The sequence below is a fragment of the Klebsiella sp. CN_Kp100 genome (genome assembly GCF_040065315.1).
In the GTDB taxonomy this organism is placed as follows: Bacteria; Pseudomonadota; Gammaproteobacteria; order Enterobacterales; family Enterobacteriaceae; genus Klebsiella; species Klebsiella oxytoca.
In genome coordinates, this window is sequence record NZ_JBEAIJ010000033.1 from 47,550 (window position 1) to 71,352 (window position 23,803).

The 23,803-nt window shown below is 55.8% G+C and carries 23 protein-coding genes; 12 read left to right on the forward strand and 11 right to left on the reverse strand.

The features are described 5' to 3' along the window. Positions 1–135 precede the first annotated feature (135 nt). Genes nanQ through ABLV12_RS11695 form a run of 4 tightly spaced genes read right to left on the reverse strand, consistent with a single transcriptional unit; the run spans position 136 to position 3,699 of the window. The gene (nanQ, locus tag ABLV12_RS11680; RefSeq protein WP_064398803.1) at positions 136–600 is read right to left on the reverse strand and encodes an N-acetylneuraminate anomerase; all 465 of its coding nucleotides are present in this window, start codon (positions 598–600) and stop codon (positions 136–138) included. Continuing rightward, positions 597–1,472 carry an N-acetylmannosamine kinase gene (locus ABLV12_RS11685; RefSeq protein WP_160887317.1) on the reverse strand — a complete coding sequence of 292 codons (876 nt, stop codon included), beginning with the start codon at positions 1,470–1,472 and terminating at the stop codon, positions 597–599. Before ABLV12_RS11685 ends, nanQ begins: the two co-directional genes overlap by 4 nt. Continuing rightward, positions 1,469–2,158: an N-acetylmannosamine-6-phosphate 2-epimerase gene (locus ABLV12_RS11690; RefSeq protein WP_004107219.1), complete on the reverse strand. Its 690-nt coding sequence runs from the start codon at positions 2,156–2,158 to the stop codon at positions 1,469–1,471. The genes ABLV12_RS11685 and ABLV12_RS11690 overlap by 4 nt, the downstream gene beginning before the upstream one ends. Before the next feature lie 50 nt (positions 2,159–2,208). Next, positions 2,209–3,699: an MFS transporter gene (locus ABLV12_RS11695; RefSeq protein ID WP_004107218.1), complete on the reverse strand. Its 1,491-nt coding sequence runs from the start codon at positions 3,697–3,699 to the stop codon at positions 2,209–2,211. 328 nt (positions 3,700–4,027) lie between these two features. Between ABLV12_RS11695 and ABLV12_RS11700 the strand changes: the two genes are divergently transcribed. Then, positions 4,028–4,909: a MurR/RpiR family transcriptional regulator gene (locus ABLV12_RS11700; protein ID WP_004107217.1), complete on the forward strand. Its 882-nt coding sequence runs from the start codon at positions 4,028–4,030 to the stop codon at positions 4,907–4,909. Positions 4,910–5,057: 148 nt separating this feature from the next. Beyond that, positions 5,058–5,948, forward strand: a complete 891-nt coding sequence (locus ABLV12_RS11705) for a dihydrodipicolinate synthase family protein (RefSeq protein WP_160887315.1) — start codon at positions 5,058–5,060, stop codon at positions 5,946–5,948. Between the two features lie 65 nt (positions 5,949–6,013). Here the strand turns inward: ABLV12_RS11705 and ABLV12_RS11710 are convergent, their stop codons facing one another. The 6 genes from ABLV12_RS11710 to rpmH form a co-directional block, all read right to left on the reverse strand. After that, positions 6,014–6,421 (reverse strand): GNAT family N-acetyltransferase, encoded by a 408-nt coding sequence (locus ABLV12_RS11710; RefSeq protein WP_064398807.1) that lies wholly within the window; start codon positions 6,419–6,421, stop codon positions 6,014–6,016. A 140-nt stretch (positions 6,422–6,561) separates the two neighbouring features. Then, positions 6,562–7,926, reverse strand: coding sequence for a tRNA uridine-5-carboxymethylaminomethyl(34) synthesis GTPase MnmE (gene mnmE / locus ABLV12_RS11715; protein WP_004107214.1), 1,365 nt, complete (start codon positions 7,924–7,926; stop codon positions 6,562–6,564). Positions 7,927–8,019: 93 nt separating this feature from the next. Beyond that, positions 8,020–9,666, reverse strand: a complete 1,647-nt coding sequence (yidC, locus tag ABLV12_RS11720) for a membrane protein insertase YidC (protein WP_004107212.1) — start codon at positions 9,664–9,666, stop codon at positions 8,020–8,022. A gap of 2 nt (positions 9,667–9,668) precedes the next feature. Further along, on the reverse strand, positions 9,669–9,926 hold the full coding sequence (yidD, locus tag ABLV12_RS11725; protein ID WP_004871831.1) for a membrane protein insertion efficiency factor YidD: 258 nt from the start codon (positions 9,924–9,926) through the stop codon (positions 9,669–9,671). Next, positions 9,890–10,249, reverse strand: a complete 360-nt coding sequence (gene rnpA, locus ABLV12_RS11730) for a ribonuclease P protein component (RefSeq protein ID WP_004871829.1) — start codon at positions 10,247–10,249, stop codon at positions 9,890–9,892. Before rnpA ends, yidD begins: the two co-directional genes overlap by 37 nt. Before the next feature lie 15 nt (positions 10,250–10,264). Next, the gene (gene rpmH, locus ABLV12_RS11735; protein ID WP_004871828.1) at positions 10,265–10,405 is read right to left on the reverse strand and encodes a 50S ribosomal protein L34; all 141 of its coding nucleotides are present in this window, start codon (positions 10,403–10,405) and stop codon (positions 10,265–10,267) included. A gap of 621 nt (positions 10,406–11,026) precedes the next feature. Here rpmH and dnaA point away from each other — a divergent pair. The 4 genes from dnaA (at position 11,027) to gyrB (ending at position 17,197) form a co-directional block, all read left to right on the forward strand. After that, positions 11,027–12,427, forward strand: coding sequence for a chromosomal replication initiator protein DnaA (dnaA, locus tag ABLV12_RS11740; RefSeq protein ID WP_004107208.1), 1,401 nt, complete (start codon positions 11,027–11,029; stop codon positions 12,425–12,427). A 4-nt stretch (positions 12,428–12,431) separates the two neighbouring features. Continuing rightward, a complete protein-coding gene (gene dnaN / locus ABLV12_RS11745) occupies positions 12,432–13,532 on the forward strand; it encodes a DNA polymerase III subunit beta (RefSeq protein WP_004107206.1) in 1,101 nt (366 codons plus the stop codon). A 148-nt stretch (positions 13,533–13,680) separates the two neighbouring features. Next, positions 13,681–14,754, forward strand: coding sequence for a DNA replication/repair protein RecF (gene recF / locus ABLV12_RS11750; RefSeq protein ID WP_004107198.1), 1,074 nt, complete (start codon positions 13,681–13,683; stop codon positions 14,752–14,754). Between the two features lie 28 nt (positions 14,755–14,782). Next, a complete protein-coding gene (gene gyrB / locus ABLV12_RS11755; RefSeq protein WP_004107195.1) occupies positions 14,783–17,197 on the forward strand; it encodes a DNA topoisomerase (ATP-hydrolyzing) subunit B in 2,415 nt (804 codons plus the stop codon). 32 nt (positions 17,198–17,229) lie between these two features. Here the strand turns inward: gyrB and ABLV12_RS11760 are convergent, their stop codons facing one another. Then, complete coding sequence (locus ABLV12_RS11760; RefSeq protein WP_335270588.1) at positions 17,230–18,165, reverse strand: LysR family transcriptional regulator; 936 nt, start codon at positions 18,163–18,165, stop codon at positions 17,230–17,232. A 107-nt stretch (positions 18,166–18,272) separates the two neighbouring features. On the opposite strand from ABLV12_RS11760, the gene ABLV12_RS11765 reads away from it, so the two are divergent. The 6 genes from ABLV12_RS11765 to dgoD all read left to right on the forward strand — a co-directional run bounded on the left by ABLV12_RS11765 (position 18,273) and on the right by dgoD (position 23,777). Further along, positions 18,273–19,298 (forward strand): NAD(P)-dependent alcohol dehydrogenase, encoded by a 1,026-nt coding sequence (locus ABLV12_RS11765; RefSeq protein WP_335270587.1) that lies wholly within the window; start codon positions 18,273–18,275, stop codon positions 19,296–19,298. Positions 19,299–19,413: 115 nt separating this feature from the next. Continuing rightward, positions 19,414–20,226, forward strand: coding sequence for a sugar-phosphatase (gene yidA / locus ABLV12_RS11770; RefSeq protein ID WP_004107186.1), 813 nt, complete (start codon positions 19,414–19,416; stop codon positions 20,224–20,226). Between the two features lie 243 nt (positions 20,227–20,469). Then, positions 20,470–21,159: a D-galactonate utilization transcriptional regulator DgoR gene (gene dgoR / locus ABLV12_RS11775; protein ID WP_004107184.1), complete on the forward strand. Its 690-nt coding sequence runs from the start codon at positions 20,470–20,472 to the stop codon at positions 21,157–21,159. Beyond that, the gene (locus ABLV12_RS11780; RefSeq protein ID WP_004107182.1) at positions 21,156–22,031 is read left to right on the forward strand and encodes a 2-dehydro-3-deoxygalactonokinase; all 876 of its coding nucleotides are present in this window, start codon (positions 21,156–21,158) and stop codon (positions 22,029–22,031) included. Before dgoR ends, ABLV12_RS11780 begins: the two co-directional genes overlap by 4 nt. Then, positions 22,015–22,632, forward strand: coding sequence for a 2-dehydro-3-deoxy-6-phosphogalactonate aldolase (locus tag ABLV12_RS11785; RefSeq protein ID WP_004107180.1), 618 nt, complete (start codon positions 22,015–22,017; stop codon positions 22,630–22,632). Before ABLV12_RS11780 ends, ABLV12_RS11785 begins: the two co-directional genes overlap by 17 nt. Next, positions 22,629–23,777, forward strand: coding sequence for a galactonate dehydratase (dgoD, locus tag ABLV12_RS11790; RefSeq protein ID WP_004107175.1), 1,149 nt, complete (start codon positions 22,629–22,631; stop codon positions 23,775–23,777). The genes ABLV12_RS11785 and dgoD overlap by 4 nt, the downstream gene beginning before the upstream one ends. Positions 23,778–23,803: the final 26 nt, after the last annotated feature.

Below are 23,803 nucleotides of genomic sequence, written 5' to 3' on the forward strand. Positions count from 1 at the left end.
ATTTGGACAACAATGTTTTCCTGAGAGGAAACGGGAGACGCAAGAGACACTTTTCATGCCCGGATAAATCGGTATGGTGGGTTTGATTCAGGGGATACCGTCCCGCCAGCGGGTCTGGCGGGCGGCGAAGGTTTGTCAGGCCAGCAGCGCGTGATTAACTTTAATCACCGCTTTTTTTATCTCAACGCTCTCTGCGCCCTGCACGCCCGGCTTATGCGGCTCTCCCGGCAAGAAAATGGCCAACATACCGGGCTTCAGCACTACCTGCTGCTGGTCGGCAATGGTTGAACATAGCCGGTAGTCCTCCTCGTGGTGCCATGTTTCGCACTCCCGGGCGCTATCGACCACGCCATAATGGATTGTTTCTTCGCCTTCCAGCAGGATCTGAATATCAATAAATTTTTCGTGCAGCTCCGCTTTTTTACTTTCCGCTGGCTGCGTAGCGAAGCGCATGACGTTCATATAAATATCATCGCCCTGTAAATCATAACGCCCGGGTTCACACTGCTGCGGTTGGGCCTTAACGGCCAGCCTCACAGCCTCAAGCAGAACGGGTGATAGTCCTGCGCATTCCGGGTGATGGATATCGCCGATAATCATAATGCTTTGTCCTCTGCTAACAACGCCGCGCCAATCAGCCCGGCATCATGCTGATAGTGTGCGGCTACAATAGGGGTGTGATATACCGCAGGCTCCTGCGCCAGATATCTTTCAACCAGGGGAATATAGCCGGGCGCCAGCCCTATGCTGCCGCCCAGGACGGCATACTGGCAGTTATAGCTGGCCTTCATATCGGCAATCAGCCGGGCGATGGTTTGCGCCGAACGGTGAACTAAGGATGTCGCCTGGGAATGGCCGCTCTGCGAAAGAGCAAAAATGGTTTTGGCCGTCATTCCCTGCAGATCGTCGGTTGCCAGCGCGGCGATCCCCCTTCCGGATGCAATAGCCTCCACGCAGCCAATACGCCCGCAGCCGCAGCGCGGGCCGTGCGGGTCAGCCAGCGTATGGCCGATATGTCCGGCCAGCCCCTCCTTGCCGGACAAGAGCTTACCGTGGCAGACGATACCGCCGCCCACGCCGGTAGAGATGGTGATGAAGACCATCTCGCTCGCATCGACAGCCAGAGCGTGATATTCGGCCCAGGCTGCCGCCTGCGCATCGTTCACCGCCAGGCACGGCAGCCCCGTTAGCTGCGCCAGCGTGTCCCTAAGAGGAAACCGCGCCAGCCCGCCCAGGTTATCCGGGTTTAACGCCGTCAGAACGCCGTGACCAATAATGCCCGTGGAGGCGACCGCTACCTGCCGGGACCGGCCTGCGAAAGGCGCAACCAGCTCGCGTAACGCTTCCGTTAGCGCCGCCGGCGTTTTGCTGGCTGGCGTTGACAGCGTCTGTTTTTCCAGCACGCGATGCTGAGCATCGACCAGCGCGGCGGCAAGCTTGGTGCCGCCGATATCAATTGCCAGCGTGGTCATAGCGCAGCCTCAGTCAGCGCATCGCGGTACCACTGGCAGATGTGTTCCAGACGCGTAATCGCTGAGCCGACGGTCACCGCCCATGCGCCGTGCTTTATCGCCTGCGCCGCCAGCGCCGGGGAGTTAAATCGGCCTTCGGCAATGACCCGGTATCCTTTGGCGCTCAGCGCCTGCACTAGCGGGAAATCCGGTTCGGTAGGTACCGCATCCGTGGTATACCCGGACATCGTTGTCCCGATAATGTCTGCGCCAAGATTGTGGCACTCAGTCCCGTCCTCCAGGCTGGAGCAGTCTGCCATCGCCGCGCAGCCACGCTGATGAATTCGGTCAATCATTGCCTTAACGCCAACCGGACGCGGGCGATCCGTACCGTCGAAGGCGATAATATCCGCCCCCGCCTGCGCCAGCGCGTCTACATCTTCCAGAAATGGCGTAATGCGCACCGGCGAGTCCGGCAGATCGCGCTTGATGATGCCAATAATCGGTACTGAAATCAGCTCGCGGGTCGCCTTCAGGTTGTTAAGGCCTTCAATTCGTACTGCGACCGCCCCCGTATTGACCGCCGCCAGCGCCATAGCCGCGACGATTTCAGGTTTATCTAACGGGCTACCCGGTACCGGCTGGCAGGAGACAATGAGGCCACCCAATTGTTTAACGTTACTATCCAAATCATCAAATAAAGACATAGCACTATCCCTTACTTCCGTTTGCGCCCGACAGAGCCGGGCGCATGAATTTAGTGTTTATCGCAAAGCGGAGCGTTCGCTTTGTCGTGACCAACCAGTGCGCCGCTGAACGGTTTACCATCAATAGCGTCATGGGTACGTAGCGCTTCCGGGCGAATCCAGCGCTGTACTCGGGACGGCATATCCAGACCAATCAGCAGGATCACCACAAACGTCAGTCCGAAGGAGAGCGACCCCAGCGCCGTACCCAGATGCATGTGCTGTGCGACCAGCGCGCCGAGGACCGGCGCAGCCGCCCCGCCCAGGGCGCCTACGTTATAGGTGAAACCCAGACCGGCAGCGCGCTGGTCGGTGTCGAAGTAGCCGCCGATCAATTTCGGTAAGATCCCGGCAATCCCCTGACCCAGCATCTGCTGGAAGAAGAGAAGGATGCCCAGACCCCAGAGGCTGGAGCCGCCGATGGCGAAGACCGGAATAATCAGAACCTGCGATGCCAGCAGGCTGTAAACGTAGGCTTTTCGCGTGCCCAGCCAGTCGCCGAGGAAACCGCCGACGATGCAGCCGACGGCTGCGCCGAATCCGCTAAAGAAGAGCACCTTCGCGACCGTCGACGGATCGTATGCCAGCTCGGTTTTCAGATAGGTCGGCAACAGCGCCTGGATAGGCCAGGAGTAGAGAAAGGCGAACAGAACGACAACCATCAGCATCACGCCGGTCGGCCAACGTTTTCCGCTGCTCTGTACCATAAAGCTGATGAAAATGATGGTGCAGACGAGCGCCAGCGCAATCACCACGAGCGGATTGTGCAGGTTTCCGGCGAAGCAGAACCAGAGCGCGGCCGTTGCGGCCAGCGTCATCAGCATATTCATGGCGCGATATTTACCGCGATAGAGAATATCCACCATCGTCCGCACCGGCGTTTTTTTCGTCTGGCGCTCTGTCCAGTCTTCCGTTTCCGGAATATTTTTACGCAGCCACAGCGCGAAAATAATCGGCAGAATACCGAGGAAGAACAACGCGCGCCAGCCCCACAAGGGGACCACCAGACTGTAAACCTGCGCCGCTACGACAGCGCCGACGGAAAAGCCGGAAATCAGGAAGCCGCTGGCTTTATTTCGCAAGTGTTTTGGCCAGCTTTCAATCACATAGGTGGCGCTGGAGCCGTACTCTCCGGCCATTCCCATTCCAATCACCATACGGGCGATAAACATGGAGGTGTATCCGGGCGCAAAGCCGCAGGCCAGCGTACCGACGGAGAAAAGAATAATACTGCTGACCATCGCGAGGCGGCGGCCATAGCGATCACCCATCGCCCCCAGCAGCAAGCCGCCGAACCAGCGGGAGATAAACGCCGCCGAGATAATACTCGCCGCCTGTACCGTGGTGAGCTGGAATTCGCTTTGTACTTCGGTGAGCACCAGAGCAATTAAAACGAAATCAAAACCATCCAGTAAATAGCCCAGCCAGGCTGCGGAAAACGCCCGCCACTGCGACTTATTGAGGTGCTTATACCATGGTTTGGTACTTATTATTTCACTCATATGCTCTCCTGTGATGAGCAACGTTTTTATGCTGTAGGGCCAAAAAAAAGCAGGGTGCCGCGCACCCGAATGAAGTTAAACTCCAATTAATGTATTTTTTAGAAGTTAAACACCACAAGGGCTTTGCATGAGATATGTGAACAAGATCATGGTCACAGGCGAGGGGGAATGAAAAAAGGCGATCTGACTCACGCGATGAGACGTAATATGTTTTTGCCGCGCCGGGGATAGCCGCATCACCACGGCGTTTTTTAAAAAACCATATTGCCTGGCGCTGAACTGTCCTCCATCATGAGCGCCTGATAATCGCGTAAACAGTAGGGAAGAGATGACGACTCCGACTTCGCCGGTCAAAGCCGGGAAAATACTTGATACCCTGGGGGCGATGCAAAGCAGTATGACCCGCGTCGGGAAAAGCATCGCGCAGTATGTGATCGCTTCCCCGCATAAGGTGACTCAGCTTTCGATTGCCGATCTCTCAGAGGAAGTGAACGCGGGCGAAGCATCGGTGATCCGTTTCTGTCGACAGCTGGGCTATAAAGGTTTTCAGAACTTCAAAATGGAACTGGCCATTGAGCTGGCCATGAACGATAGCGATGACAACAGCACGCTGCTGGAGGCTGAAATTCAGAAAACCGACGATGCGCACACCATCGGCCTGAAGCTCCAGGGCGCCATCTCGACCGTGCTTTCGGAAACGCTAAATCTGCTGGATATGGAGCAGGTGGAACGGGTCGTTGAGGCGCTGCATACTTGTAATTGCGCCTATATCTTTGGCGTTGGCGCTTCCGGGCTGACCGCCGAGGAGATGAAGCATAAGCTGATGCGAATCGGGCTGCGCGTCGATGCCTTAACAAATAATCACTTTATGTATATGCAGGCCGCGCTGCTCAAGGTTGGCGATGTCGCCATCGGCATCAGCCACTCCGGACATTCGCCGGAAACCGCGCACGCCCTCGATCTGGCAAGGCAGGCTGGAGCCACCACCGTCGCCTTAACGCATAACCTCGGATCGCCATTGAGTAAAGTCGCTGATATTACGCTCATTAACGGCAACCGACAGGGGCGCCTGCAGGGTGACTCTATCGGCACTAAAACGGCGCAGCTCTTCGTTCTGGATCTCATTTATACGCTGCTGGTGCAGAGAGACCCGGAAGCCGCCCGCGCGAATAAACTGCGAACGATGGATGCTCTGTCCATGCTCAAGTAGAGCGAATTTAGTGCGATTCGTCACAATCTGATACTCCCGTTTTTTCCCCCTGCCGGTAACCTGTTGCAACCGGCATCGTTAGCCCCTAGGATGGAGTAATACTTCAAAATTAATTAATTTAAGAAGAAAAACACCATTCGAGGATTACATGACAAAGTTAACAGGTCTTATTGCCGCCCCCCATACGCCTTTTGATGCCAACGGCGAAGTCAACTACCCCGTTATCGATCGGATTGCCGAGCATCTGATTGCGCAGGGCGTTAAAGGTGCTTACGTCTGTGGGACGACCGGAGAAGGCATCCACTGTTCCGTAGAAGAGCGTAAAAAAATTGCCGAGCGCTGGGTCGCGGCAAGCCAGGGACAATTAAGCATTACGCTACACACCGGGGCTCTCAGCATCGCCGATGCGCTGGAGCTCAGCCGCCATGCTGAAACCCTGGATATTTTTGCCACCTCGGTCATCGGACCGTGCTTCTTCAAACCGTCAACCGTCGGCGATCTGGTGGAATATTGCCGTATTATCGCCGCCGCCGCGCCGTCAAAAGGCTTCTATTACTACCACTCCGGCATGTCGGGTCTGAGCCTGGATATGGAGCAGTTCCTGATCGCGGCAGCGGATAAAATCCCGAACCTGTCCGGTATGAAGTTTAACTCCGCGGATATGTATGAGTTCCAGCGCTGCCTGCGCGTCAACAATCGTCAGTTCGATATTCCGTTCGGCGTGGATGAGTTTTTACCCGCAGGCCTGGCCTGCGGCGCCGTCGGCGCGGTTGGCAGTACTTATAACTATGCGGCGCCGCTCTATCATCGTCTGATCGACAGCTTTAACCGGGGAGACCATCAGGATGTTGCCGCCTGTATGGATAAGGTTATCGCAATTATTCGCGTCCTGGTTCAGTACGGCGGCGTTGCGGCCGGGAAGCTGGCGATGCAGCTGCACGGTATTGACGTCGGCGATCCGCGCCGCCCGCTGCGCCCGATGACCAGCGAGCAAAAGCGCGTCGCGCTGGACGCTTTTCGCGCTGCCGATTTTATTTAATCGTTAAGCGCATCGACTGGCATCCGCGGGATACCGTATCCCCGGATGCTTCTTTATCAGCGACGTTATTTCCAGATCTTTGCCATACCTTCACTTTCTGGCCTGACGCTGGAAAACCCAAATTTTGCGTACAGCTCGGGAACATCCGCCACCAGCGAGACGTATGCCCCTTTAAACGCGTTTTCATCCAGCCAGGCGACAATTTTTTGCATGATTTGGCGACCAAGCCCTTTTCCCTGATGAGCGGGATCAACGGCGACGTCGACGATTTCAAAGTTCAGCGCGCCGTCGCCAACGATGCGCCCCATCCCAACGGGCATGCCCTTATAGAGAATATGCACGCCGTAGCAGCTATGCGGCAGTCCCGCGCGGGCGCCTTCCAGCGGGCGCGGGGACATACCAGAAATGATGCGCAGGCGGCAAAAGTCTTCCGCAGAAGGCACGGTATCAATCAGGGTGTAATCACTCAACATGGTGGTATCCGGTACGAGTAAAGCGAGGGTATCGATCAGGGTAATAGAGAAAGCGCTGTGCCGTGAAGACGTAAAGGGAAAATAATAAACCCGCTTTAACAGGACGTTAAGGCGGGTTAGTCAATGCTCACAAACTGAGATTACTTACCAATACAGAAACTGGAGAAAATGCGCCCCAGCAGGTCGTCGGAGGTAAACTCACCGGTGATTTCGCTCAGGTTCTGCTGGGCCAGGCGCAGCTCTTCCGCCAGCAGCTCGCCAGCCCAGGCGCCCAGCAGCTGCGCTTTACCCTGCTGCAGATGCTCTGCGGCATCGGACAGCGCCTGCAGGTGGCGACGGCGCGCCAGAAAGCCGCCTTCCATATTGGTCTCAAAACCCATGCTCTGTTTGAGATGATTGCGCAGCACGTCTACGCCCTCGCCGGTACGCGCCGAAAGGCGGACAAGTGAGTGGTCATTTACTTCGCTCAACCCCAGCGTTTCGCCGGTAATATCCGCTTTGTTGCGCACCACGGTAATCGGCAAATTTTTCGGCAGACGGGCGATAAAATCTGGCCAGATATCCGCCGGATCGGTCGCACCGGTGGTGGTGCCGTCGACCATGAACAGTACGCGGTCGGCTTGTTCAATCTCCTGCCAGGCACGCTCGATGCCGATGCGCTCGACCTCGTCGTTCGCATCGCGCAGGCCGGCGGTATCAATGATGTGCAGCGGCATACCGTCAATGTGGATATGCTCGCGCAGAACGTCGCGGGTGGTTCCGGCAATATCGGTGACGATAGCCGCTTCCCGGCCCGCCAGCGCGTTCAGCAGGCTTGATTTCCCGGCGTTCGGCCGCCCGGCAATGACCACTTTCATCCCTTCGCGCAGCAGGCTGCCCTGGCGCGCCTCGGCGCGCACGGCGTCGAGATCGGCGATAACCGCGTTAAGCTGGGCTTCAATTTTACCATCGGAGAGGAAGTCGATCTCTTCGTCCGGAAAATCAATGGCTGCTTCGACGTAGATGCGCAGGTGAGTCAGCGCTTCCACCAGATGGTTGACGCGAGTAGAGAATGCGCCCTGCAGCGAATTCAGCGCTGAACGAGCCGCCTGCTCGGAGCTGGCGTCGATCAGGTCAGCAATCGCTTCGGCCTGGGCTAAATCGAGCTTATCGTTCAAAAACGCGCGCTCGGAGAACTCGCCGGGCCTGGCGATGCGCACACCCGGAAGCGTCAGAATACGTTTCAGAAGCAGGTCGAGAATAACAGGGCCGCCATGGCCCTGAAGCTCCAGCACGTCTTCACCAGTAAAGGAGTTCGGGCCGGGGAACCACAGGGCAATACCCTGATCCAGCGCGCTGCCGTCGCTGTCTTTAAACGGCAGGTAGTCGGCATAGCGCGGTTTCGGCAGCTTGCCCAGCACCGCCTGCGCAACGTCGCGCGCCTTCAGGCCAGAGATGCGCAGGATGCCCACACCACCGCGTCCCGGTGGGGTTGCCTGGGCGACGATAGTGTCGTTATGGCTCATGGTGACTCTCTATGTAGATGTAAAAAAGGCGGTCTATTGACCGCCTTCTCTGGCATTAACGTTACCGTAAATACTCAAAATAATTCAAGAGTATCAGGATTTTTTCTTCTCGCGGCTATGCAGACCACGCTTCTCCAGACCACGGTAAATCAGCTGCTGCTGAATAATGGTGACCAGGTTGCTGACGATATAGTAAACCACCAGACCAGACGGGAACCACAGGAAGAACACCGTAAAGATGACCGGCATAAAGGTCATGATCTTCTGCTGCATCGGGTCGGTCACGGTAGTCGGAGACATCTTCTGAATGAAGAACATCGTCGCGCCCATGATGATCGGCAGGATGTAGTACGGGTCTTGCGCAGACAGGTCGTGGATCCACAGGATAAACGGCGCATGACGCAGTTCAACCGAGGCGCTCAGCATGTAGTACAGCGCAAGGAAGATTGGCATCTGGATAATCAGCGGGAAGCAGCCACCCAGTGGGTTAACCTTCTCCGCTTTATACAGAGCCATCATCTCCTGGCTCTGACGCTGCTTGTCGTCGCCCAGACGCTCGCGCATTGCCTGAATCTTCGGCTGCAGCATACGCATCTTCGCCATGGAGGTGTACTGCGCTTTGGTCAGCGGGTACATGATGCCACGAACAATAAAGGTAATGACGATGATGGAGAAGCCCCAGTTGCCCAGATAGCTGTGGATCCATTTCAGCAGCTTGAACAGCGGCTGAGAGATAAACCACAGCCAGCCGTAGTCGACGGTCAGGTCAAGATGCGGCGCAACGGCGGCCATTTTGTCCTGAATGGCCGGGCCGACCCACAGGGTGCTTTCCAGCTTGTCGGTTTGACCCGGCTGGACCAGAACCGGCTGAGATTTGTAGCCGATAGCCACAAGACCGTTGCCAAGGTTCGCGGTATAGAAGTTGTTAGTGCCGTTGTTCTGCGGAACCCATGCGGTAGTAAAGTACTGCTGCAGCATGGCAACCCAACCGTTTTTGGTGCTGACGTTCAGGTTTTCGTTATCAACGATAGTATCGAATTTATATTTTTCGTACTTCGTTTCAGACGTTGAGTACGCCGCGCCACGGAAGGTGTGCATGGTAGTCAGGCCACCGGTCTGGGTGTCGCGATGCGTCGGCAGGTTAGCGGTTTGCTTCAGCTGGCCAAAGGTTGAGATTTCCAGCGGTTTTTCGCTGGCGTTCTCTACGCTATAGCCGACGTTCACCGCATATTCACCGCGCTTCAGGGTGAAGGTTTTGGTGAATACGTTGCCTGCTTTATCGGTGTACGTGAGTGGAATGACGATTTCGTTCTGGCCATCAGCCAGCACAAACGCATCTTTATCGACGTTATACAACGGACGCGGTCCGTTTGCCGGATTATCCGGGCCATCACGACCGGTTAAACCGCTCTGCGCCTGATAGGTAAACTGCGGCGAAGTTTCCAGAAGCTGGAATGGCTCAGTTGATTTCAGCTCTTTCGGATAATCCAGAAGCAGCGCCTGCTCAACATCACCACCGCGGGTGTTGATGGTCAGGTCAAGCACATCGGTTTTTACCGTAATCAGTTTCCCCTGGCCACTGGCCGGTACGCCCTGGTCGGCGGCGCTACCCGTTGCTGTGGTCGTTGTCTGCGTGGTCTGCTGCTGAGGCTGAGGATTGTTATCCTGCTCCCAGGCTTGCCAGATCATGAAAGACACGAACAACAAAGCGATGATAAGAAGATTGCGTTGCGAATCCATCGTTAGTGTTCTCTGGTATCAAATGGTCCAGGCGGGACGGGATCGTCACCACCAGGGTGTAAAGGGTGGCATTTTAATACGCGTTTCACCGTCAACCAACTGCCTTTTATCAATCCAAACCTGCGCAATGCCTCAATTCCGTATTGAGAACAGGTTGGCGTGAAACGGCAGTGCGGCCCGAGTAGCGGACTAATCAGGCGCTGATAGACCCGAATCAGGCCTATCAGGACCCGCGAGCCAGGCGACAGTGGCGGCGCCATAATTTTTCCAACGCTTCCGAGAGAGCACGGTTATCGAGGTCGGCAACCCCTTTCTTCGCCACCACCACGAAATCCATTGGCGGGAGTTCATGTTGACGTAAACGGAAGCTTTCACGCGTCAGACGTTTGATCCGATTGCGTTCATGCGCACGCTTAACGTTTTTCTTGGCGACGGTAAGACCGATGCGGGGATGCCCCAGCGAATTTTGGCGGCCGAGGATGGTGATTTGCGGCGTGCCAGCCCGTAATGGCTGCTGGAAGACGAAAGTGAAATGACTGGGAGTTAACAAACGTAACTCCCTGGGAAATGCGAGCTTAACCACTCAGGGTTAGCTTTATTACTTGGAAACGGTCAGACGAGCGCGGCTTTTAGCACGACGACGTGCCAGAACCTGACGACCATTTTTAGTAGCCATACGAGCACGGAAGCCGTGAGAACGGTTGCGCTTCAGTACAGACGGTTGAAAAGTGCGTTTCATGGCGATTTCTACCTAAACTTGAATAATTTCACTGACTTTCGCGTAAATCCGAACGAATTTCGAACGGCCTACGCCTCAGCGTGGGTGATTAAAGAGGCCGGATTGTAATAATTGTACACTCCGGAGTCAATTCTCTTTCCTTATTTCTCGCACCTTGCCGCACAAAAAACAGGCGATGGCGCGCTGCGGAAAACGGGCATTACGCGCCGGGTGGGGGATTATACGACCTGGTGGATAAAGCGCAAGGATCGTAAAGGATCTTTGTTAGATCGATTAGGCTCAAAACCCGCGTAGCTCATTAATTTTTCCAATATGCGGCTGAAATCGTGCTTCACTCCAGCCAGGATCGATTACACTTATCCAGCTTCGATCCTTCCTGTGGATAAATCGGGAAGAATCTGTTGAGAAACACAAGATCTCTTTCTCAGTTTAGGCTATGATCCCCGGTCCCGATCGGGATCCAGAGATCCGCATCGGGTAATAACCGCAGATAGCGGTTCGCACGTCACCCCTTTTGTGCAGGGGCTTTTCGGCTATGCAGGGTCTTGTCGACGTGTGCCAACAATCACGATTGTTTCAGTTTCTCTTTATATATCGATTTTTGTTCGAGTGGAGTCCGCCGTGTCACTTTCGCTTTGGCAGCAGTGTCTTGCCCGATTGCAGGATGAGTTACCAGCCACAGAATTCAGCATGTGGATACGCCCTTTGCAGGCGGAGTTGAGCGATAACACGCTGGCACTGTATGCGCCAAACCGTTTTGTGCTCGATTGGGTAAGGGATAAATACCTCAATAATATCAATGGACTCCTCAATGATTTTTGCGGTGCGGATGCCCCACAGCTGCGCTTTGAAGTCGGCGCGAAGCCTGCCGTTCAGATGCAGAGAGGCGCGGTAAGCGTTGCCGCGGTCGCCCCTGCGCAGCAGGTTCAGACGGCGCGCGTTGCCCCGACTATCGTGCGTCCAGGCTGGGATAACGTGCCGGCGCCGGCAGAACCGACCTATCGCTCCAACGTCAATGTGAAACATACGTTTGATAACTTCGTCGAGGGTAAATCTAACCAGCTGGCTCGCGCGGCGGCGCGTCAGGTAGCGGATAACCCCGGCGGCGCGTATAACCCGCTGTTTCTTTATGGCGGCACCGGCCTGGGTAAAACTCACCTTTTACACGCGGTTGGTAACGGGATTGTGGCGCGTAAACCCAACGCAAAAGTGGTTTACATGCACTCCGAGCGCTTTGTGCAGGACATGGTAAAAGCTCTGCAAAACAACGCCATTGAAGAATTTAAGCGCTACTACCGCTCCGTTGACGCCCTGCTGATCGATGATATCCAGTTTTTTGCTAATAAAGAGCGCTCGCAGGAAGAGTTTTTCCATACCTTTAACGCCCTGCTGGAAGGCAATCAGCAGATCATCCTGACCTCGGATCGCTATCCGAAGGAGATCAACGGGGTTGAAGATCGTCTGAAATCACGCTTCGGCTGGGGTCTGACGGTTGCGATCGAACCGCCAGAGCTGGAAACTCGCGTGGCGATCCTGATGAAAAAAGCGGATGAAAACGACATCCGCCTGCCGGGCGAAGTGGCGTTCTTTATCGCCAAGCGTCTGCGCTCTAACGTACGTGAGCTCGAAGGGGCGCTGAACCGCGTTATCGCCAATGCCAACTTTACCGGCCGGGCCATCACTATCGACTTCGTCCGCGAAGCGCTGCGCGATCTGTTGGCTTTACAGGAAAAACTGGTCACCATCGACAATATTCAAAAGACGGTGGCGGAGTATTACAAAATTAAGGTAGCGGACCTGCTGTCTAAACGCCGCTCCCGTTCGGTGGCGCGCCCACGCCAGATGGCGATGGCGCTGGCAAAAGAGCTGACCAACCACAGTCTGCCGGAAATCGGCGATGCGTTTGGCGGTCGCGACCATACCACCGTCCTGCACGCTTGCCGCAAGATTGAGCAGTTGCGTGAAGAAAGCCACGATATCAAAGAAGATTTTTCCAATTTAATCAGAACATTATCCTCGTGACGCTATGAAATTTACCGTAGAACGTGAACATTTATTAAAACCGCTGCAACAGGTGAGTGGTCCTTTAGGTGGTCGTCCGACGCTACCGATTCTTGGCAACCTGCTCCTTCAGGTTACCGATGGCGCGCTGTCGCTGACCGGTACCGATCTGGAAATGGAAATGGTCGCGCGCGTTGCGCTGATTCAGCCGCACGAAGCGGGAGCAACAACCGTTCCGGCGCGTAAATTTTTTGATATCTGCCGCGGCCTGCCTGAAGGCGCGGAGATCGCGGTACAGCTGGAAGGCGAGCGTATGCTGGTGCGTTCCGGGCGTAGCCGTTTCTCGCTCTCGACGCTACCGGCGGCGGATTTCCCTAACCTTGACGACTGGCAGAGCGAAGTTGAGTTTACCCTGCCGCAGGCGACCATGAAGCGCCTGATTGAGGCGACGCAGTTTTCGATGGCTCACCAGGACGTTCGCTATTACTTAAACGGTATGCTGTTTGAAACCGAAGGCAGCGAACTGCGCACCGTAGCGACCGATGGCCACCGCCTGGCGGTCTGCTCTATGCCGCTGGAAGAGTCCCTGCCCAATCATTCGGTGATCGTGCCGCGTAAAGGCGTGATTGAGCTGATGCGTATGCTTGATGGCGGCGATACGCCGCTGCGCGTACAGATCGGCAGCAACAACATCCGGGCTCACGTTGGCGACTTTATCTTTACTTCGAAGCTGGTCGATGGTCGCTTCCCTGACTATCGCCGCGTACTGCCGAAGAACCCGGACAAGCATCTGGACGCCGGCTGCGATATTCTCAAGCAGGCCTTTGCCCGGGCGGCGATTCTTTCTAACGAAAAATTCCGCGGCGTGCGCCTGTATGTCAGTGAAAATCAGCTGAAAATCACCGCCAATAACCCGGAACAGGAAGAAGCGGAAGAAATTCTGGACGTTACCTATGCCGGTACGGAAATGGAAATCGGTTTTAACGTCAGCTATGTACTGGATGTGCTGAACGCGCTGAAGTGTGAGAACGTACGTATTCTCCTGACGGATTCCGTTTCGAGCGTGCAGATTGAGGATGCGGCTTCGCAATCCGCAGCCTACGTCGTCATGCCCATGCGATTGTAGAATCTGCAAAGGGGCTGGTTTACTTGCCATTTCGCCTTCCAGCAGTGCTCGAAATGCTCACGTACTTCGTGTACGCTCCGCTTTCTGCGCGCTGGCGGTAGACGAACTGGCTGCGACACCTACGCCCCTTGAATGATGACGAGCTGATATGTCGCTATCCCGACTTCTAATCAAAGACTTCCGCAATATTGAAAATGCGGATCTCGCCTTATCCCCCGGCTTTAACTTCCTGGTTGGCGCCAACGGCAGCGGCAAAACCAGCGTGCTTGAAGCTATCTATACGCTCGGCCACGGTCGGGCGTTTCGTAGCTTGCAGATTGGCCGCGTGATTCGTCACGAGCAGGAGTCATTTGTTCTGCACGGTCGCCTGCAGGGCGAAGAGCGAGAAGTCGCCATCGGCCTGACGAAAGATAAGCAGGGCGACAGCAAGGTTCGTATCGACGGCACTGACGGCCATAAAGTGGCGGAGCTGGCGCTTCTGATGCCGATGCAGCTGATTACGCCAGAGGGGTTTACTTTACTCAACGGCGGCCCCAAATACAGAAGAGCGTTCCTTGATTGGGGATGCTTCCACAACGAAGCCGGATTCTTTACCGCCTGGAGCAACCTGAAGCGCCTGGTGAAGCAGCGCAACGCCGCGCTGCGTCAGGTGAGTCGCTATGCCCAGCTGCGGCCATGGGATCTGGAGCTGATCCCGCTGGCGGAGCAAATCAGCCGCTGGCGCGCCGAATATAGCGCCGCTATTGTCGAAGATATGGCGGATACCTGTCGGCAGTTTTTACCTGAGTTCGCCCTCACCTTTTCTTTCCAGCGCGGCTGGGAGAAAGAAACGGATTATGCCGAGGTGCTGGAACGAAATTTCGAACGCGATCGCATGTTAACCTATACCGCGCACGGTCCGCACAAAGCGGATTTCCGCATTCGTGCCGACGGCGCGCCGGTAGAGGATACATTGTCGCGCGGGCAGCTTAAGCTGCTGATGTGCGCCCTGCGGCTGGCGCAAGGTGAGTTTTTGACCCGCGAGAGCGGGCGACGCTGCCTGTACCTGATAGATGATTTTGCCTCGGAACTCGACGACGCGCGGCGCGGGCTGCTGGCCAGCCGTTTAAAAGCCACGCAGTCGCAGGTTTTCGTCAGCGCCATTAGCGCTGAACACGTTATAGACATGTCGGACGAAAATTCGAAGATGTTTACCGTGGAAAAGGGTAAAATAGCGGATTAACCTAAGATTAAATGAGCGAGAAACGTTGATGTCGAATTCTTATGACTCCTCCAGTATCAAAGTCCTGAAAGGGCTGGATGCGGTGCGTAAGCGCCCGGGTATGTATATCGGCGACACGGATGACGGCACCGGTCTGCACCACATGGTATTCGAGGTTGTGGATAACGCTATCGACGAAGCGCTCGCAGGTTACTGTAAAGACATCGTTGTTACGATCCACAGCGATAACTCCGTCTCCGTACAGGATGACGGCCGCGGTATTCCAACCGGTATTCACCCGGAAGAGGGCGTGTCGGCGGCGGAAGTGATCATGACCGTTCTGCACGCAGGCGGTAAATTCGATGATAACTCCTATAAAGTTTCCGGCGGTCTGCACGGCGTAGGCGTTTCCGTTGTTAACGCCCTGTCGCAGAAGCTGGAGCTGGTTATTCAGCGCGATAACAAAATTCACCGTCAGGTTTATGCCCACGGCGTGCCGCAGGCTCCGCTGGCGGTTACCGGCGAAACCGAAAAAACCGGTACCATGGTGCGCTTCTGGCCGAGCTACGAAACCTTTACCAACGTTGTCGAATTCGAATACGAGATTCTGGCAAAACGCCTGCGCGAGCTGTCGTTCCTGAACTCCGGGGTGTCGATTCGCCTGCGCGACAAGCGTGACGGCAAAGAAGATCATTTCCACTACGAAGGCGGTATCAAAGCCTTTGTGGAATATCTGAACAAAAACAAAACGCCGATCCACCCGAATATTTTCTATTTCTCCACTGAAAAAGACGGTATCGGCGTTGAAGTTGCGCTGCAGTGGAACGACGGGTTCCAGGAAAATATCTACTGCTTTACCAACAATATCCCGCAGCGCGACGGCGGTACTCACCTGGCGGGCTTCCGTGCGGCGATGACGCGTACCCTGAACGCCTATATGGATAAAGAAGGCTACAGCAAAAAAGCGAAAGTCAGCGCTACCGGCGACGACGCCCGTGAAGGCCTGATTGCCGTGGTTTCCGTGAAGGTACCGGATCCGAAATTCTCCTCGCAGACCAAAGACAAGCTGGTCTCCTCTGAGGTGAAATCGGCGGTCGAACAGCAGATGAACGAACTGCTGAACGAGTACCTGCTGGAAAACCCGTCTGACGCCAAAATCGTTGTGGGCAAAATCATCGATGCCGCCCGTGCGCGTGAAGCCGCGCGCCGCGCGCGTGAAATGACCCGCCGTAAAGGCGCGCTGGACCTGGCTGGCCTGCCGGGCAAACTGGCGGATTGCCAGGAACGCGACCCGGCACACTCTGAACTGTACTTAGTGGAAGGGGACTCTGCGGGCGGCTCTGCTAAGCAGGGGCGTAACCGTAAGAACCAGGCGATTCTGCCGCTGAAGGGGAAAATCCTCAACGTTGAGAAAGCGCGCTTTGACAAAATGCTCGCTTCGCAGGAAGTGGCGACGCTGATTACCGCGCTGGGCTGCGGCATTGGTCGCGACGAGTACAACCCGGACAAACTGCGCTACCACAGCATCATCATCATGACCGATGCGGACGTCGACGGCTCGCACATTCGTACGCTGCTGTTGACCTTCTTCTACCGTCAGATGCCGGAAATCGTTGAGCGCGGCCACGTCTATATTGCCCAGCCGCCGCTGTACAAAGTGAAGAAAGGCAAGCAAGAACAGTATATTAAAGACGATGAGGCGATGGATCAGTACCAAATCTCCATCGCGCTGGATGGCGCAACGCTGCACACCAACGCCAACGCGCCGGCCCTGGCCGGAGAGCCGCTGGAGAGACTGGTTGCCGAGTATAACGCCACGCAGAAAATGATTACGCGTATGGAACGTCGTTATCCTAAAGCGCTGCTCAAAGAGCTTATCTATCAGCCGACGCTCGCAGAGGCCGACCTGGCGAATGAGCAGACCGTGACGCGCTGGATCAACGCCCTGGTGAGCGAGCTGAATGAGAAAGAGCAGCACGGCAGCCAGTGGAAATTTGATGTCCGCGAGAACGCCGAGCTGCAGCAGTTTGAGCCGATCGTTCGCGTGCGTACCCACGGCGTGGATACCGATTATCCGCTGGATCATGAGTTTGTCACCGGGCCGGAATACCACCGTATCTGCGCGCTGGGCGAAACGCTGCGCGGTCTGATTGAAGAGGATGCCTTTATTGAGCGCGGCGAACGCCGTCAGCCGGTTGCCAGCTTTGAACAGGCGCTGGACTGGCTGGTGAAAGAGTCGCGCCGCGGCCTCTCTATCCAGCGCTATAAAGGTCTTGGCGAGATGAACCCGGATCAGCTGTGGGAAACCACTATGGACCCGGATAGCCGCCGCATGCTGCGCGTGACCGTGAAGGATGCGATTGCCGCTGACCAGCTGTTCACCACCCTGATGGGTGACGCCGTTGAACCGCGTCGTGCCTTTATCGAAGAGAACGCCCTCAAAGCGGCGAACATCGATATTTAATCGTCGTCTACAGCCCTACTCAGGCCGCGCGTTTAGCGCGGCTTTTTTGTGGGCGCAGGCATATCCAGCGACATCACGGACGGTAAACGGTTGGCGAGCATATCGACGGCAATTCTCACCCTCAGCGGTAGATGCGGCGTCTGTTGCCAGACCGCATGAACGTCGAAGCGCACATCCGGCGCCTGCTTTAAAAGCGGGACGAGTTTTCCCTGATGAATTTCTTTGCTGGCCATCCAGCAGGGCAGCCATGCAATGCCGTGGCCGGCCAGCGCAGCGTCGCAGATTGCCTGCAAATCATCCATATTGAGCGATGAACGGGGAGTAAAGGTGTGCGAGGCTCCTTCTTTATCCATCAGCTGCCAGGATAGCACTCTGCCTGCTTGCAGATAGTTAATGGCCGAATGGTGGGGTAAATCATCAACGCTTTGTGGCAGACCCTTCTTCAGCAGGTAATCCGGCGCGGCGCACAGCACCATGCGGTGTTCTCCCAGCTTTCTGGCGACCAGAACGCTGCTGTCCTGAAGGGGGCCGTTACGCACCGCCATATCAAACCCTTCCTCGACGAGATCCACCACGCGATCGCTGAATGACATCTCCAGCTCGAGACCTGGGTGTTCCTGCGCAAGCTCGATCAGCAGTGGGGCCACGCACTGGCGACCAAACAGCACCGGCATGGCCACGCGCAGGCGGCCACTAACCTGCTGTTTCCCTGTTTCCAGCAGCGACTCTGCTCCACGAATTTCCTCCAGCGCGCGCTGACAACGTTCATAAAAAAGGGCGCCGTTGTCGGTCAGGCTTTGGCTGCGGGTCGTACGTTGAAACAGACGTACCCCCAATCTCTCTTCAAGCCGAGCGATACTCTTTCCTACCGCCGAGCGCGACAAATGCAAACGAATTGCGGCCTGAGAAAAACTTTCCGCCTCAACGGCGGCCACAAAAACCGGAATATCCTTCAGCGTATCGGTCATGGATTGTATCTTTTCAGTCACCAATAGAGGGAAAACTTATCGCCACTGGTTACCCATGGTCAACGGTAAACTGTCACTTCAAGCTTATTTGATGGCAGGAGTGAAAAATGACGCAGACAATGCAACGCTGGTCTATGGACGCCCTCGGGCGTGAGAACCTCAATCTTATTCAGGCGCCTGTTCCGCAGCCGGGCCCGGGTGAAGTCCGCGTGCGGGTGAATGCCGTTGCGCTCAACTATCGCGATAAGATGGTCATTGAAGGCACCATGCCTATTGCGCTTTCCTTCCCGTTTACGCCGGCGTCTGATATGGCGGGCGTGGTGGAGAGCACGGGTGAGGGCGTCACGCGTTTCAAACCCGGCGCTCGGGTGATCTCCACCTTTTTCCCGGAGTGGATCGACGGTAGAACAGCGTCAGATGCCCGCACTTTGCCTTATAAAACCACCGGCGGGTACTTCCAGGGCATGCTGGCTGAGTACGTGGTTGTGAATGAAAACTGGCTGGTGGCTGCACCGGAAACCCTTGATGATGCAGAGGCCAGCACGCTCCCTTGTGCAGGGCTTACCGCATGGTTCGCGCTGGTGGAACGCGGTCATTTACACGCCGGGCAATCGGTGCTGGTACAGGGGACGGGCGGTGTGGCGATATTCGCTTTGCAAATTGCAAAAGCACAGGGGGCAAAGGTTTTTGTCACATCAGGAAGTGATGAAAAACTGGCGCGGGCTAAACAACTCGGCGCCGATCATGGGATAAACCGGCTCAAAAGTGATTGGACGGAAGGAATTTACGAACTGACCGCCGATCGCGGCATCGATCATATTATTGAAACCGTTGGCGGGGAGAATCTGCGACATTCCCTGCGCGCCGTTGCGGTTCATGGTCGCATATCGGTCATTGGCGTGCTGGCCGGGAGTGAAATCTCGCTTCCGGCTGGCGAACTGTTGCTGAAATCCCCGGTGATTCAGGGTATTGGTGTGGGGCACCGTCGTGCGCTGGAAGATTTCGTCCGCGCCGTTGACGTGACCGGGTTAAAACCGGTGATTGAACACCGTTACCGTTTTAACCAGCTTGAACAGGCGCTTGAACATCTCGATCGCGGGGCGTTTGGTAAAATCGTTCTGACCCGCGAGTAAGATCCCGGTCCCCGGGTTCTGCCTAAAAGAGGGTGTTCCGCTGCGTAATGTAGCTCTGTTTTTGTAGGCTTAATCGCGTTAGCATGAGTAAGAACTCATCTTACCCGGGGATTTCATGGCTATTAAACTAATCGCAATCGATATGGACGGCACGCTGCTGCTGCCTGACCATACCATCTCTCCTGCGGTGAAAACCGCGATTGCCGCAGCCCGCGAACGCGGCGTCAACGTGGTGTTAACCACCGGACGACCTTACGCAGGTGTGCACAGCTACCTGAAAGAACTGCATATGGAGCAGCCGGGAGATTACTGCATCACCTACAACGGCGCTTTAGTACAGAAGGCAAGCGACGGCAGTACCGTTGCGCAAACCGCGCTGGGCTACGACGACTATCGCTATCTGGAACAGCTGGCCCGTGATGTCGGCTCCCACTTCCACGCGCTGGATCGTAATACCCTGTATACCGCTAACCGCGATGTAAGCTATTACACGGTGCATGAATCCTACGTGGCGACAATCCCGCTGGTCTTCTGCGAAGCCGAAAATATGGATCCCAACATCCAGCTGTTGAAAGTGATGATGATCGATGAACCGGCCATTCTGGACCAGGCTATCGCCCGCATCCCGGCTGAAGTGAAAGAGAAATACACCGTGCTGAAAAGCGCGCCCTACTTCCTGGAAATCCTTGATAAACGCGTCACTAAAGGCACCGGCGTGAAATCGCTGGCCGATACGCTGGGTATCAAGCCGGAAGAGGTGATGGCGATTGGCGATCAGGAAAATGACATTGCAATGATCGAATATGCAGGCGTCGGCGTGGCGATGGACAACGCGATCCCTGCCGTCAAAGAAGCGGCAAACTTTATCACCAAATCCAATCTGGAAGACGGTGTGGCATATGCTATTGAAAAATATGTCTTAAACTAAAAATCGTTTTCTGAAAAACCCGCGTTTATCGCGGGTTTTTTTATACCCTGAGTTTACCCCGCCAGAAAATCTTCATGCCTGATTGTCGTTTTTGTGATCTAAATTGTAGTACAACATGTTTGTATTGTACTACATTGTGCCCATGGCGATGACGAGTGGTATCACGTTAGTACTACAAAGTTGCGGTCAAATCCGCCTGTCGCGGTAAAGTAGAGAGGTACATCCAGAGCACAAGGATTCTCTATGACTCTCAATAAAACCGATCGCATCGTCATCACGCTGGGCAAGCAGATTGTCAGCGGTAAATACGTTCCCGGCTCTGCGCTGCCCGCGGAAGCCGAGCTGTGTGAGGAGTTTGCTACCTCGCGCAATATCATTCGCGAAGTGTTCCGGTCATTGATGGCCAGGCGACTGATTGAAATGAAGCGCTATCGCGGCGCATTCGTTGCCTCGCGCAACCAGTGGAATTATCTCGACACCGACGTTTTACAGTGGGTGCTGGAGAGCGATTACGACCCGCGGCTGATTAGCGCGATGAGCGAGGTACGTAATCTGGTTGAACCGGCGATAGCCCGCTGGGCGGCAGAGCGCGCAACATCGAGCGACCTGGCGCAAATAGAAGAAGCGCTCAACGACATGATCGCCAACAACCAGGACAGGGAAGCGTTTAACGAAGCGGATATTCGCTACCACGAGGCGGTGCTGCAGTCGGTACATAACCCGGTACTGCAACAGCTCAACGTGGCGATCAGCTCGCTACAGCGGGCGGTATTTGAAAGGACCTGGATGGGCGATGAGGCCAACATGCCGAAAACGCTCCAGGAACATAAGGCGCTGTTTGACGCCATCCGGCATCAGGACAGCGAAGCGGCGGAGCAGGCGGCACTCACCATGATCGCCAGCTCGACACGAAGGTTAAAGGAAATCACATGACATCTCGCTACATCGCAATTGACTGGGGATCGACAAACCTGCGCGCCTGGCTTTATCAGGGCGAGCAGTGTCTGGAGAGCAGGCAATCGGAAGCAGGCGTTACGCGCCTGAACGGACACTCCCCCGCAGCGGTGTTTAGCGAAATAACCGCGGGCTGGCGCGACAGCGCTACCCCGGTAGTGATGGCGGGAATGGTCGGCAGTAATGTCGGCTGGAAGGCGGCGCCCTACCTGCCAGTTCCCGTCCATTTTTCCGCCATTGGCGAACAATTAACCGCTGTTAGCGACCAGGTCTGGATTATTCCCGGACTCAGCGTCTCTCGCGACGATAACCATAATGTGATGCGCGGCGAAGAGACTCAGCTCCTCGGCGCGCGGGCAATAGCTCCTTCCTCCGTCTACGTTATGCCCGGCACCCACTGCAAATGGGTGCAGGCTGACCGCCAACAAATTAGCGACTTTCGCACGGTGATGACCGGCGAACTCCACCACCTGCTGCTGCGCCACTCGCTGGTCGGCGCCGGGTTACCGGAGCAGGTCTCAGCTCCTGACGCGTTTAACGCCGGGCTTGAGCGCGGCCTGCATTCGCCAGACATCCTGCCGCAGCTTTTTGAGGTACGCGCTGCGCACGTGCTGGGCTCACTGCCGCGCGAACAGGTGAGCGAATTTCTCTCCGGCCTGCTGATTGGCGCGGAAGTCGCCACCATGAGCGCACATTTCCACGATCGCCAGGTCACCCTCGTTGCCGGAGAGGCGCTGGCAGACCGCTATCAGCAGGCGCTTGGCGCTATCGGCCGTCAGACGACCGTGGTGTCAGGCGACACCGCATTTCAGACCGGAATAAGGAGCATCGCCCATGCAGTGGCAAACTAAACTACCGCTTATCGCTATTCTGCGCGGCATTACGCCGGAAGAGGCGCTGGAACATGTCGGCGCCGTCATTGATGCTGGCTTCGACGCCGTTGAAATCCCGCTCAATTCTCCGCAGTGGGAAAAAAGCATTTCCGCCGTTGTTGAGGCTTATGGCGACAGAGCGCTGATAGGCGCGGGCACCGTACTTAAGCCTGAACGTGTGGACAGGCTTGCCGAAATGGGCTGCAGGCTTATCGTTACGCCCAATATTCAGCCAGAGGTGATTCGCCGCGCGGTGAGCTTCGGCATGACCGTTTGTCCCGGATGCGCGACGGCGACGGAAGCTTTTACCGCGCTGGATGCTGGCGCACAGGCTTTAAAAGTATTCCCTTCCTCGGCTTTTGGCCCTGACTACATCAAAGCGCTAAAAGCCGTTTTGCCGCCGGAGGTGCCCGTTTTCGCCGTGGGCGGCGTGACGCCGGAGAACCTGGCGCAGTGGCTAAAAGCCGGTTGTACCGGTGCCGGGCTGGGCAGCGATCTCTATCGCGCCGGGCAATCCGTAGAGCGTACCGCACGGCAGGCAGCAGCATTTGTTAAAGCGTATCGAGAGGCAGTGCAATGAAAATAACCAAACTCACCACGTATCGTTTACCCCCGCGCTGGATGTTTTTAAAAATTGAAACCGACGAAGGCGTGATTGGCTGGGGCGAGCCCGTGATTGAAGGGCGCGCGCGCACCGTGGAGGCTGCGGTGCATGAGCTCGGCGATTATCTGATAGGCCAGGATCCGGCGCAGATTAACGACCTGTGGCAGGTGATGTACCGCGCGGGCTTTTATCGCGGCGGCCCGATTTTAATGAGCGCCATCGCCGGTATCGACCAGGCCCTGTGGGATATTAAAGGCAAAGTGCTGAATGCCCCGGTCTGGCAGCTGATGGGGGGCCTGGTACGTGACAAAATCAAAGCCTACAGCTGGGTTGGCGGCGATCGGCCGGCAGAAGTGATTGACGGTATCAAAAAGTTGCGCGGAATTGGTTTTGATACCTTTAAATTAAATGGCTGCGAGGAGCTGGGGCTGATCGATAATTCTCGTGCGGTGGACGCTGCGGTGAATACCGTGGCGCAAATTCGCGAAGCGTTCGGCAATGAAATTGAATTTGGCCTCGATTTCCACGGTCGCGTGAGCGCGCCGATGGCGAAGGTACTTATCAAAGAGCTGGAGCAATATCGCCCGCTATTTATTGAAGAGCCGGTTCTTGCCGAGCAGGCAGAATACTATCCGCGGCTGGCGGCGCAAACCTCGATTCCTATTGCGGCGGGCGAACGCATGTTCTCGCGCTTCGAGTTTAAACGCGTGCTGGAAGCCGGTGGGCTGGCTATTCTGCAACCCGACCTGTCGCACGCCGGCGGTATTACCGAGTGCTATAAAATCGCTGGAATGGCTGAGGCCTATGACGTGGCGTTGGCGCCGCACTGCCCGCTGGGACCCATTGCGCTTGCCGCCTGTTTGCATGTCGATTTTGTCTCCTATAACGCCGTCTTCCAGGAACAAAGTATGGGCATTCACTATAACAAGGGCGCGGAATTACTCGACTTTGTAAAAAATAAAGAAGACTTCAATATGGAAGGCGGCTTCTTTAAACCATTAATGAAGCCAGGGCTTGGCGTAGAGATCGATGAAGCGCGGGTAATTGAATTAAGTCAAAATGCGCCGGACTGGCGTAATCCGTTGTGGCGGCATGAGGATGGTAGCGTCGCGGAATGGTAAATGCTCTTCATATTTCACGCCACAGG